Annotated in this window: 9 protein-coding genes; 3 read left to right on the forward strand and 6 right to left on the reverse strand. The window is 37.2% G+C overall.

Annotation, left to right across the window (positions count from 1 at the left end; translation table 11 throughout):
- Positions 1-69: 69 nt before the first annotated feature.
- From MUA60_RS14285 to MUA60_RS14295, 3 genes are read left to right on the forward strand one after another with little or no spacing between them, the layout of a single operon-like run.
- A complete protein-coding gene (locus MUA60_RS14285) occupies positions 70-1,239 on the forward strand; it encodes a M20 family metallopeptidase (protein WP_262648847.1) in 1,170 nt (389 codons plus the stop codon).
- Positions 1,240-1,241: 2 nt separating this feature from the next.
- Positions 1,242-2,441 (forward strand): amidohydrolase, encoded by a 1,200-nt coding sequence (locus MUA60_RS14290; RefSeq protein WP_262648848.1) that lies wholly within the window; start codon positions 1,242-1,244, stop codon positions 2,439-2,441.
- Entirely contained in the window at positions 2,425-3,600 is a 1,176-nt protein-coding gene (locus MUA60_RS14295) for a M20 metallopeptidase family protein (protein ID WP_262648849.1), read from the forward strand. The genes MUA60_RS14290 and MUA60_RS14295 overlap by 17 nt, the downstream gene beginning before the upstream one ends.
- 75 nt (positions 3,601-3,675) lie before the next feature.
- Here MUA60_RS14295 and tuf read toward each other — a convergent pair whose 3' ends face one another.
- The 6 genes from tuf to rpoC form a co-directional block, all read right to left on the reverse strand.
- Complete coding sequence (tuf, locus tag MUA60_RS14300; protein ID WP_262648850.1) at positions 3,676-4,866, reverse strand: elongation factor Tu; 1,191 nt, start codon at positions 4,864-4,866, stop codon at positions 3,676-3,678.
- A 136-nt stretch (positions 4,867-5,002) separates the two neighbouring features.
- Complete coding sequence (fusA, locus tag MUA60_RS14305) at positions 5,003-7,084, reverse strand: elongation factor G (protein WP_239740178.1); 2,082 nt, start codon at positions 7,082-7,084, stop codon at positions 5,003-5,005.
- A gap of 142 nt (positions 7,085-7,226) precedes the next feature.
- Positions 7,227-7,697 carry a 30S ribosomal protein S7 gene (gene rpsG, locus MUA60_RS14310; RefSeq protein WP_262648851.1) on the reverse strand — a complete coding sequence of 157 codons (471 nt, stop codon included), beginning with the start codon at positions 7,695-7,697 and terminating at the stop codon, positions 7,227-7,229.
- A gap of 85 nt (positions 7,698-7,782) precedes the next feature.
- The gene (gene rpsL, locus MUA60_RS14315; RefSeq protein ID WP_037589923.1) at positions 7,783-8,205 is read right to left on the reverse strand and encodes a 30S ribosomal protein S12; all 423 of its coding nucleotides are present in this window, start codon (positions 8,203-8,205) and stop codon (positions 7,783-7,785) included.
- A gap of 91 nt (positions 8,206-8,296) precedes the next feature.
- Positions 8,297-8,551 carry a ribosomal L7Ae/L30e/S12e/Gadd45 family protein gene (locus tag MUA60_RS14320; protein WP_025904865.1) on the reverse strand — a complete coding sequence of 85 codons (255 nt, stop codon included), beginning with the start codon at positions 8,549-8,551 and terminating at the stop codon, positions 8,297-8,299.
- 135 nt (positions 8,552-8,686) lie between these two features.
- On the reverse strand, positions 8,687-12,304 hold the full coding sequence (gene rpoC, locus MUA60_RS14325) for a DNA-directed RNA polymerase subunit beta' (protein ID WP_262648852.1): 3,618 nt from the start codon (positions 12,302-12,304) through the stop codon (positions 8,687-8,689).
- Positions 12,305-12,350: the final 46 nt, after the last annotated feature.

A 12,350-nucleotide genomic window follows, 5' to 3' on the forward strand; every position in this document is an offset into this window, starting at 1 on the left:
TTAAATTTTCTATAAATTTTGCTACAATTATCATATTATATTTTTAAAGAACTGAAAGAAGGTTTATGAATGGTTAATTGGAAAGAAGAAGTAGATAAAAAATTCGATCGACTTGTAGACATCAGAAGACATATGCATAAATATCCTGAACTATCCTATCATGAGGAAAAAACTCATGATTTTATTTTATCTGAATTAAAGAAACTAGATAAATTAGAGATTAAAGCGCCAGTCGGGGAACGTGGTATTGTCGCTAAATTAAAAGGGAATGAACCTGGTCAAACGATCGCATTTCGTGCAGACTTTGATGCTTTACCTATTCAAGATGAAAAAGACGTACCTTATAAATCGACTGTCGATGGTGTTATGCATGCTTGTGGTCATGACGGTCATACCGCTACACTCTTAACATTCTGTGAAATACTGCATGAACATCAACATTTGCTTAAAGGGAATGTTGTTTTTATTTTTCAATATGCAGAAGAATTAAGTCCTGGCGGTGCTAGTCCAATGGTTGATGATGGCGCATTAGAAGGTGTCGATAAAGTTTATGGAAACCATTTTTGGAGCGGTCATGAAACATCTACAATTAAGACTCGTCCTAATGAAATGATGGCATCACCTGACTACTTTGAAGTGACCATTCAAGGTAAAGGTGGTCACGGCGCTAAACCTCATACATCAATCGATCCGATTGTAATCGTAGCTGAATACATTTCTAGCATCCAAAAAATCATTTCTCGAAACATAGACCCAATTGATCGTGGTGTGATTACAGTTGGAAAAGTAGATGCGGGTACTGCATTTAATGTTATAAGTGATACGGCTACTTTAGAGGGTACTGTTAGAACATTTAAACCAGAAGTTAAAGACACAATAGAGGCTGAGCTTGAACGTGTCTTAAAAGGAATTTGTTTAGCCAATAACGCGACTTATGACTTTGAATACCGTAGAGGTTATCCTACTGTCGTCAATCACGAAGAACAATATGAAGTGGTTAAAGAAGCTGCTGAGCGCTTAGACTTAACTTATGAATACATCCCTCCTATGATGATAGGTGAAGATTTCTCATACTATTTACTTAATCGTCCAGGTTGTTTCTTCCTAACAGGTAGTGGTAATGAAGATAAAGGCTCAACTGCCCCACATCATCATCCTATGTTTGATTTAGACGAAGAAGCGATGAAAACGACGACACAAATGTTTATTCAAGTACTTGAGATAGAAGGTGTTCTATAAGAATGAAAAATATTTTATTACAAAAAGTTGAAGACTATTATGATGAAATGATTGAAATCAGAAGATATTTACATATGAATCCAGAATTATCTTTTGAAGAAGTGAAGACACCTGCTTATATTGCACATTACTTAAGAGAGTTAGGCATTGACGTTCGTGAAGGTGTCGGAGGACGTGGAGTTGTAGGTACATTAAATAAAGATAAAGAAGGTCCTACATTAGCGATTAGAGCTGATTTTGATGCATTACCTATCCAAGATGAAAAGGAAGTACCATACAAATCAACAGTTGATGGCGTCATGCATGCTTGTGGTCATGATGCCCATACGGCTGTATTGTTAATGACTGCGAAAATTTTATCTGAACATAAAGATGAAATTAATGGTCGCGTCGTCTTTATTCAACAACATGCTGAAGAAGTCGATCCTGGTGGTGCCATTCAAATGATTGCTGACGGGTGTTTAACAGGCGTTGATGCGATTATCGGGCAACATGTATCTAGTCATTTAGATGTTGGTAAAATTGGCTATAAATACGGTACTACGACAGGTATTCCAGATGATTTCTGGATTACTTTGAAAGGTAGAGGTGGACATGCTGCTCATCCTGATCAATTAATTGATCCACTCGCTGCAGGCATACAATTATGTAACGATTTACAATACATTGTTTCACGTAAAACAAGTGCACTCTCTCCTGCCGTACTATCCATTACAATGTTTAATGCTGGAGAAACGAATAATGTCATACCAGATACATGCAAAATTGATGGAACGATTAGAACTTTCGACTCAGATACACAAAATAGTGTCATAGAAGGCTTTAAGAAAGTATTAGAAGGCATTGCGACTTCTACAGATGTTACTTACGACTTGAAATATAGTAAAGGGTATCCTCCTGTCATAAACACGGAGCGTGAAACTGATCTTATATTAGAAGCGACTAAAGAGATTGATAGCGTTGAAGAACTCGTAGAATTAGAAGCAAGTCTAGGTGGAGAAGATTTTTCTTATTATCAACAGCGTGTTCCCGGTGCATTTTTCTATACAGGCACAAGAAATGAACATTTCAAAGCTGATTTCCCTCATCACCATCCTAAGTTTGATATTGATGAGCAAGGCTTAATAAACGCTGTACGCATCTTCTTACTCACAACATTTAAGTTTATGGAAAGGAATGATATTCATGACATTAACGACTGAAGTTAATCAATACATGGATGAATTAATAGAAATTAGAAGACATTTACATCAGCATCCCGAACTTTCATTTCAAGAAGAAAACACTAAGAAATACATAGATGATTATCTTGAAAACCTTGGAATTGAAGTTAAGAGAGATGTCGGTGGTAATGGCTTGTTAGGTTATATAAAAGGTGGCCATGACGGCCCAACAATTGCATTAAGAGCTGATTTTGATGCATTGCCAATTCAAGACGAGAAAGATGTACCTTATAAATCTAAAGTCGATGGTGTGATGCATGCTTGTGGCCATGACGCGCATACGGCAAGTTTACTCATCACTGCAAAAATACTTAAAAAGCACGAGCAAGATATTCATGGGAATGTCGTGTTAATCCATCAACATGCTGAAGAGTCACTTCCTGGTGGTGCAAAAGCGATGGTAGAAGCCGGTGCACTTGATGGTGTGGATTATGTCTTCGGAACACATACAGCAAGTCATATTGACGCGAATAAAGTTGGATTTTGTTCTGGACCAGCATATGCTGCAGCTGATTCATTTGAAATTGATATACAAGGACTAGGCGGACATGGTGCTATGCCTCAACTAGCTAAAGATCCAATCGTTGCTGCATCTTCATTGATTGTCCAAGCACAAAGTATCGTTTCAAGAACAGTAGATCCATTAGAATCGGCTGTCGTAACGTTCGGTACATTTAAAGGTGGTAATGCATTCAATGTTATTGCTGATAAGGTTCAATTATCAGGCACTATTAGAACGTATTTACCATACGTTAAAGATCAAATTAAAGAACGTTTGAACGGTATATTAAACGGTATCGAATCAAGTTATGGTGTTAAATGTCATTTGAAATATCACGACGGTTATCCACCAGTAGTAAATCATGAGAAAGAAACAGAATGGGCTAAAAAACTTGCATCAGAAATTGATTCAGTTGAAGAAGCTTTCGATTTCCCTCCTTCTTTAGGTGGCGAAGATGTTGGTTATTTCTTACAACATGTTCCAGGAACTTATTTCTTTACTGGTGTAGGTAACGAAGCACTTAAAGCAACCTATCCGCATCACCATCCAAAATTCGATTTAGATGAACAAGCACTACAAAATAGCGTCAAATTATTCTTATCAATTATTGAACATAGTGATGAATTAGAAAAATAAGCAATAAAAAAACCGAGACAACTTAATGTCTCGGCTTTTATTTTGTTTAATCAAGTTTGTTCAATCAATATCGAATTAAGCTTCGATGATTGTAACAACGCCTGATCCAACTGTACGTCCACCTTCACGGATTGAGAAACGAGTACCGTCTTCAATAGCGATTGGTGAAATTAATTCAACGTCCATTTCAACGTTGTCGCCAGGCATAACCATTTCAGTACCTTCTGGTAAGTTAACTACACCAGTTACGTCAGTAGTACGGAAATAGAATTGTGGGCGGTAGTTTGTGAAGAATGGAGTATGACGTCCACCTTCGTCTTTAGATAATACATAAACTTCAGCTTTGAATTTAGTGTGAGGTGTTATTGAACCTGGTTTAGCTAATACTTGACCACGGTTAACGTCTTCACGAGCAACACCACGTAATAATGCACCGATGTTATCTCCAGCTTCAGCGAAGTCTAATAATTTACGGAACATTTCAACACCAGTTACAGTTGTTTTAGAAGATTCTTCAGTTAAACCGATGATTTCAACTTCTTCACCAACAGTGATTTGACCACGTTCAACACGGCCTGTAGCAACAGTACCACGACCAGTGATTGAGAATACGTCCTCAACTGGCATCATGAATGGTTTGTCAGAGTCACGTTCTGGAGTTGGAATGAATGTATCAACAGCTTCCATTAATTCCATGATTTTATCTTCGTAAGCTTCGTCGCCTTCTAATGCTTTTAATGCTGAACCAGCAATTACAGGAACGTCGTCGCCTGGGAAGTCATATTCAGATAATAAGTCACGAACTTCCATTTCAACTAATTCTAATAATTCTTCATCGTCAACCATGTCAACTTTGTTTAAGAATACTACTAATGCAGGAACACCTACGTTACGTGATAAAAGAATGTGCTCACGAGTTTGAGGCATTGGACCGTCAGCAGCAGATACTACTAAGATACCGCCGTCCATTTGAGCTGCACCAGTAATCATGTTTTTAACATAGTCAGCGTGTCCTGGGCAGTCAACGTGCGCATAGTGACGTTTTTCAGTTTCATATTCGATGTGTGAAGTATTGATTGTAATACCACGTTCTTTTTCTTCTGGAGCGTTATCAATTTGGTCGTAAGAACGAGCTTCTCCGTCACCAGAACGTTTTGATAATACAGTTGCGATAGCAGCTGTTAAAGTAGTTTTACCATGGTCAACGTGACCGATAGTACCAATATTGGCATGTGTTTTTGAGCGATCAAATTTTTCTTTAGCCATTATGAAATCTCTCCTATTCATATTAAAAATTATTTTTTATTTAAGCCTCATGATGGTTACTCACCATCATGAGGATAACCTATAGTTAATTTATAAATCATTTTGATGAAAAAATCAATTTATTAAAGCGAATGTATTATTCACCTTTGTTTTTCTTGATAATTTCTTCAGAAATTGATTTAGGAACTTCTTCGTAGTGGTCAAATACCATAGTATAAGTACCACGACCTTGAGTGTTAGAACGTAAGTTTGTAGCGTAACCGAACATTTCTGAAAGTGGAACAAATGCACGAACAACTTGAGCGTTACCGCGTGCTTCCATACCTTCAACACGTCCACGACGACTTGTTACGTCACCCATGATGTCTCCCATGTATTCTTCAGGCATAACGATTTCAACTTTCATCATTGGCTCTAAGATTACAGGGTTACATTTTTTAGCTGCTTCTTTAAGTGCTAATGACGCAGCAACTTTGAAGGCCATTTCAGATGAATCGACATCATGATATGAACCATCATATAGTTTAGCTTTAACGTCAACTAATGGATATCCAGCTAATACACCGTTTTCCATAGCATCTTTAAGACCAGCTTCAACTGATGGAATGTATTCACGAGGAACTACACCACCGACGATAGCGTTTTCGAATTCGAAGCCGCCACCTTGTTCGTTAGGTGTGAATTCAATATGAACATCACCATATTGTCCACGTCCACCTGATTGACGAGAGAATTTACCTTGAACTTGTGCAGATTCTTTGAACGTTTCACGGTAAGATACCATTGGAGCACCAACAGTACATTCTACTTTGAATTCACGTTTCATACGGTCTACTAAGATATCAAGATGTAATTCACCCATACCACCGATGATAACTTGTCCAGTTTCATGGTCAGTGTGTGCGTGGAATGTTGGATCTTCTTCTTGTAATTTAACTAATGCGTTAGTCATTTTATCTTGGTCAGCTTTAGATTTAGGCTCAACAGATAAGTGAATAACAGGTTCTGGGAATTCCATTGATTCTAAGATAATGTTATCTTTTTCATCACATAAAGTATCACCAGTACCAGTATCTTTAAGACCAACAGCACCTGCAATGTCACCAGAATATACAGTAGAAATCTCTTCACGAGAGTTAGCGTGCATTTGTAGAATACGACCTACACGTTCACGTTTACCTTTAGTAGAGTTTCTTACGTATGAACCAGATTCCATTGTACCTGAATAAACACGGAAGAATGTTAATTTACCTACGAATGGGTCAGTCATAACTTTAAACGCTAATGCAGCGAATGGCGCTGAATCATCAGGTTTAGCAATTACTTCTTCGTCTTCGTTATCAGCTCTATGTCCGATAATAGGTTTAACATCTAATGGTGATGGTAAGTAGTCAATAACAGCGTTCAACATTAATTGAACACCTTTGTTTTTGAATGCTGTACCACATAATACTGGGTAGAATTCAACGTCACAAGTAGCTTGACGGATAGCCGCTTTAAGCTCATCAACTGTGATTTCTTCTCCACCTAAGTATTTTTCCATTAATTCGTCATTTGATTCAGAAACAGCTTCAATTAAAGCTTCACGAGCTTCTTCAGCTTGTTGTTTGTGAGATTCTGGGATCTCGATTTCGTCAATTTCAGTACCTAAGTCATTAGTGTATTGGAAACATTTCATTTCTACTAAGTCAATAATAGCGTTGAAATCGTCTTCCGCACCAATTGGTAACTGAATTGGGTGAGCATTTGCTTGTAAACGCTCATGTAGTGTACCAACTGAATATTCAAAGTTAGCACCCATTTTGTCCATTTTATTAATGAATACAATACGAGGTACTCCGTAAGTTGTAGCTTGACGCCAAACTGTTTCAGTTTGAGGTTCAACACCTGATTGCGCATCAAGAACAGTTACAGCACCATCAAGTACACGTAATGAACGTTCAACTTCAACTGTGAAGTCTACGTGTCCTGGTGTATCGATGATGTTTACACGGTGACCATCCCATTGTGCAGTAGTCGCAGCAGAAGTGATTGTAATACCACGCTCTTGCTCTTGTTCCATCCAGTCCATTTGTGAAGCACCTTCATGTGTTTCACCAATTTTATGGATACGGCCTGTGTAATAAAGAATACGTTCAGTAGTAGTAGTTTTACCAGCATCGATGTGAGCCATGATACCGATATTACGAGTGTTTTTCAAAGAAAAATCTCTTGCCATAGTATTCTTACTCCTTCCAAAACATTGGATATTTGGTTGTTGTTTATATAGATACTTTGATACCCTAAGTGTTTAAAAAACTATAGATGACCTATAAATAAGCCTCTTTATAATTTTAACGCTTAGGGTTCTAAGTTCTATCTTACCAACGGTAATGAGCAAACGCTTTGTTAGCTTCTGCCATTTTGTGAGTGTCTTCACGTTTCTTAACAGCACCACCAGTGTTATTGGCAGCATCTAAGATTTCATTAGCTAAACGCTCTTCCATAGTTTTTTCACCACGAAGACGCGCGTAGTTAACTAACCAACGTAAACCTAAAGTAGTACGACGTTCTGGACGTACTTCTACAGGTACTTGATAGTTTGAACCACCTACACGGCGAGCTTTAACTTCAAGTACAGGCATGATGTTGTTGATAGCTTCATCGAATACTTCCATAGCATCTTTACCTGAACGTTCTTGAACAAGTTCGAATGCAGAATAAAGAATTCTTTGAGCAGTACCACGTTTACCATCAAGCATGATTTTGTTGATTAATTTTGTTACTAATTTAGAATTGTGAATTGGATCTGGTAAAACAGCTCTTTTTGCAACTGGACCTTTACGAGGCATAATCGTAATCCTCCTTCCTCATTATAAAGTTTAATTGATTTATCGTCATTTAAAAAACTGTTATTTACAGAAATTTAATGTCAAATTATTTTTTAGCAGCTTTAGGTTTTTTAGCACCATAAAGTGAACGGCTTTGCATACGACCGTCAACACCAGAAGTGTCTAAAGCACCACGTACGATATGGTAACGCACACCAGGTAAGTCTTTTACACGTCCACCACGAATAAGTACAACACTGTGTTCTTGTAAGTTGTGGCCAATACCAGGGATATACGCGTTTACTTCGATGTTGTTTGATAAACGAACACGAGCATATTTACGTAACGCTGAGTTAGGTTTTTTAGGTGTCATAGTTCCTACACGAGTACATACACCACGTTTTTGAGGAGAGTATACAGTAGTCATTTTTTTCTTCATGCTATTGTAACCTCTGTTTAATGCTGGTGCAGTTGATTTTTGTGTTTTGCTAGTACGAGGTTTACGTACTAATTGGTTAATAGTAGGCATCTTTAATGTCCTCCTCTCTTCATTTCTTAATTCCACACATCCAGGTGGTTCATTTTAAGTCAAATAAAAATAGTAAGCACAGCTTACACATTTATTTAAGCAATGCAACAACTGTCGCATTAACTTCTATTCCATAGCGTGATCCAAGTTCTTGTCGACTAGGACTATAACTTATCGGAACGCCTGTCTCAAATGCTATCGATAACACTTTCGACAAAATATGAATATTGACATCTTGAGCAATGATTACTTGACGTACATCATGCTTCAATAATGCTTTAGTGGTCTGTTTTAAACCAATGACATAACTGTCTTGATTTAAGCTTAAGGCTTTTTCATTAGACATTTCATATCCTCCAAAGCGTCTGCTTTCATCAACCTTAACAATAATAACATTGCACAGTTATAAAGTCAATCATTTTTAAGGTGTTTTTATAATAAAATACAAGCTGTTCTAGGAACCTAGAACAGCCCATATATATTAGTCAGTCACAACTTGTTCTTCAGGTACTACTTCTTTTTCAACTTTTTCAAAGTCAACACCTGTATATCTTCTCATACCTGTTCCGGCAGGGATCAATTTACCGATGATAACATTTTCTTTAAGCCCAAGTAAGTCATCACGCTTACCTTTAATAGCAGCATCTGTAAGTACTCTTGTTGTTTCTTGGAATGAAGCAGCTGATAAGAAACTTTCAGTCTCAAGAGATGCTTTCGTAATTCCAAGTAATACAGGTTTAGCAGTTGCTGGACGTTTACGCGTCGCAAATACTTCTCTGTTTGCATCAGTAAATGTATGAATATCAACTAATGCACCTGGTAATAATTTAGTATCTCCTGCTTCAATAATTCTTACTTTACGAAGCATTTGTCTAACCATAACTTCAACGTGTTTATCTGAAATTTCAACACCTTGCATACGGTAAACTTTTTGTACTTCTTTAAGTAAGTAACTTTGAGTAGCATTTAAGCCTGCAACAGCTAGTAATCCTTTAGGTTCAATTGAACCTTCAGTCATAACTTCACCACGTTCAACGTATTGACCTTCTTCAACCTTAAGTCGAGCAGTACCTGGTGCGTTATAAGTACGGATTTCATTTTCGCCTTTAACTTTAATTTCTTGTTGACGATCTTTAACGATCGTAATTTCAGTTACTTCACCATTAATTTCAGAAATAACAGCTTGTCCTTTAGGGTTACGTGCTTCAAATAGCTCTTGAATACGAGGTAAACCTTGAGTGATATCGGCACCTGCTACACCACCTGTATGGAATGTACGCATTGTAAGCTGAGTACCTGGTTCACCGATTGATTGTGCAGCAATTGTACCAACTGCTTCACCAACTTCAACTTGTTCACCAGTTGCTAAGTTCTTACCATAACATTTTTCACATACACCGTGACGAGTGTTACATGTAAATGCAGAGCGAATATGCATCTCAGTAATACCTGCATCAACTATTTGTTTAGCAATATCAGCAGTTATTAATTCATTAACTTTAATAATTACTTCATCTGTTTCAGGATGACGTAATGTTTCTTTAGAGTAACGACCTTCAATACGTTCAATGAATGGTTCGATTAACTCTGATCCTTCTCTAATATCTGAAACAAGTAAACCACGGTCAGTTCCACAGTCTTCTTCTCTAACGATAACATCTTGTGCTACGTCAACTAGACGACGTGTTAAGTAACCTGAATCGGCAGTTTTCAGTGCTGTATCGGCAAGACCTTTACGTGCACCGTGAGTAGAGATGAAGTATTCAAGTACTGTTAAACCTTCACGGAATGAAGATTTAATAGGTAACTCGATAATTCGACCAGATGGGTTGGCCATCAAACCACGCATACCAGCTAATTGAGTGAAGTTTGATGCGTTACCACGGGCACCAGAGTCACTCATCATGAAGATTGGGTTTAAGCTGTCTAATGACATCATTAATTTAGCTTGAATATCATCTTTAGCTTTTGTCCAAATTTCAATTACAGCAGCATAACGTTCGCTTTCAGTAATTAAACCACGGCTAAATTGTTTTTGTACTTTATCTACTTTGATTTCTGCTTCTCCAATAATTTCTTGTTTATCAGGAAGTACCACAATGTCAGAAACCCCAACTGTAATACCAGCTTTAGATGAGTATTTAAATCCTAAATCTTTCATCTTATCAAGCATTACTGATGTATCTGTAATGTGGAATTTATTAAAGATTTCCGCAATGATTTGACCTAAGAATTTCTTGTTAAATGGTTTAACAAGTTCAACATCTTGTAAGTACTCAATTAATCCACCTTCTGGAATATCAGTAGGTGCAACAAAGTATTTATCAGGTGTTGATTTTTCTAAGTTGAAATTCGTTGGTTCATTAATGTACGGGAATGAATCCGGCATAATTTCATTGAAAATCACTTTACCAACAGATGTGATAAGTAATTTATTGTTTTGTTCTTCTGTAAATGTTGGGTTCTTTAATGATCTTGCATGAACAGCTATACGTGAGTGTAAATGAACATAACCATTTACATACGCTTTAATAACTTCATCTGTTTCACTAAAGATTTCACCAGCTCCTGTAGCGCCTTTACGTTCAAGTGTTAAGTAATAGTTACCTAATACCATATCTTGAGAAGGTGTTACGACTGGTTTACCATCTTTAGGGTTCAAGATGTTTTGAGCTGCAAGCATTAACATACGTGCTTCTGCTTGTGCTTCTTTTGATAATGGAACATGGACAGCCATTTGGTCACCATCAAAGTCAGCGTTATAAGCAGTTGTTACAAGTGGATGAAGTCTGATTGCACGACCTTCAACTAGTGTAGGTTCAAATGCTTGAATACCTAAACGGTGAAGTGTTGGTGCACGGTTTAATAGTACTGGATGTTCTTTAATAACATCTTCTAGTACATCCCAAACTTCTTCTTCCATTCTTTCTATTTTACCTTTTGCATTCTTGATGTTCGTAGCAATTTCGCGTTCAACAAGTTCTTTCATAATGAAAGGTTTGAACAATTCTAACGCCATTTCTTTCGGTAAACCACATTGATACATTTTAAGGTTTGGTCCAACTACGATAACTGAACGACCTGAATAGTCAACACGTTTACCAAGTAAGTTTTGACGGAAACGACCTTGTTTACCTTTTAACATATGTGACAATGATTTTAATGGACGGTTACCTGGTCCAGTAACTGGACGACCACGACGACCATTATCAATTAAAGCATCTACAGCTTCTTGTAACATACGTTTTTCATTTTGAACGATAATACCAGGTGCACCTAAATCTAATAAACGTTTCAAACGATTATTACGGTTGATAACACGACGGTATAAATCATTTAAATCACTTGTTGCGAAACGTCCACCGTCTAATTGAACCATTGGACGAATTTCAGGTGGAATAATTGGTAATACATCTAAGATCATCCATGATGGGTCATTACCTGAGTGACGGAATGATTCAACAACTTCTAGACGTTTAATTGCTCTTGTCAATCTTTGTCCTGTTGCTGATTCTAATTCTTCACGTAATTCTTTTAATTCTTTATCTAAGTCGATATCGCTTAATAAGTCACGGATTGCTTCTGCACCCATTTTTGCTGTGAATTTACCAGGATATTTATCATAATACTCACGGAATTCACCTTCAGTTAATAATTGTTTCTTCTCTAATCCAGTTGGACCTGGATCAATTACAGTGTAAGAAGAAAAGTATATAACTTCTTCAAGTGAACGTGGTGACATATCAAGTAAAAGTCCCATACGACTTGGGATACCTTTGAAGTACCAAATGTGTGAAACTGGAGCTGCTAATTCAATGTGCCCCATTCTTTCACGACGCACTTTTGATTTAGTAACCTCTACACCACAGCGGTCACAGACCATGCCTTTATAGCGTACTCTTTTATATTTACCACAACTACATTCCCAGTCCTTAGTTGGACCAAAAATTTTCTCACAGAACAAACCATCTCTTTCAGGTTTTAACGTACGGTAGTTAATTGTTTCTGGTTTTTTCACTTCACCAAATGACCAAGAACGGATCTTTTCAGGTGAAGCAAGTCCTATTTTCATGTAATGGAAATTATTTACATCAATCAAGGAGCCTACCTCCTTCAATTTAAATTAGTTGTGCCGGTTGATTGAT

This window comes from Mammaliicoccus sciuri, from assembly GCF_025561425.1.
In the GTDB taxonomy this organism is placed as follows: Bacteria; Bacillota; Bacilli; order Staphylococcales; family Staphylococcaceae; genus Mammaliicoccus; species Mammaliicoccus sciuri_A.

Bases quoted from the DNA above. Each gene is read 5' to 3' on its own strand.
- rpsG (WP_262648851.1), bottom strand. From the start codon at position 7,697: ATGCCTCGTAAAGGTCCAGTTGCAAAAAGAGCTGTTTTACCAGATCCA.
- MUA60_RS14290 (WP_262648848.1), top strand. From the start codon at position 1,242: ATGAAAAATATTTTATTACAAAAAGTTGAAGACTATTATGATGAAATG.
- MUA60_RS14295 (WP_262648849.1), top strand. From the start codon at position 2,425: ATGACATTAACGACTGAAGTTAATCAATACATGGATGAATTAATAGAA.
- MUA60_RS14285 (WP_262648847.1), top strand. From the start codon at position 70: ATGGTTAATTGGAAAGAAGAAGTAGATAAAAAATTCGATCGACTTGTA.
- fusA (WP_239740178.1), bottom strand. From the start codon at position 7,084: ATGGCAAGAGATTTTTCTTTGAAAAACACTCGTAATATCGGTATCATG.
- tuf (WP_262648850.1), bottom strand. From the start codon at position 4,866: ATGGCTAAAGAAAAATTTGATCGCTCAAAAACACATGCCAATATTGGT.
- rpsL (WP_037589923.1), bottom strand. From the start codon at position 8,205: ATGCCTACTATTAACCAATTAGTACGTAAACCTCGTACTAGCAAAACA.
- MUA60_RS14320 (WP_025904865.1), bottom strand. From the start codon at position 8,551: ATGTCTAATGAAAAAGCCTTAAGCTTAAATCAAGACAGTTATGTCATT.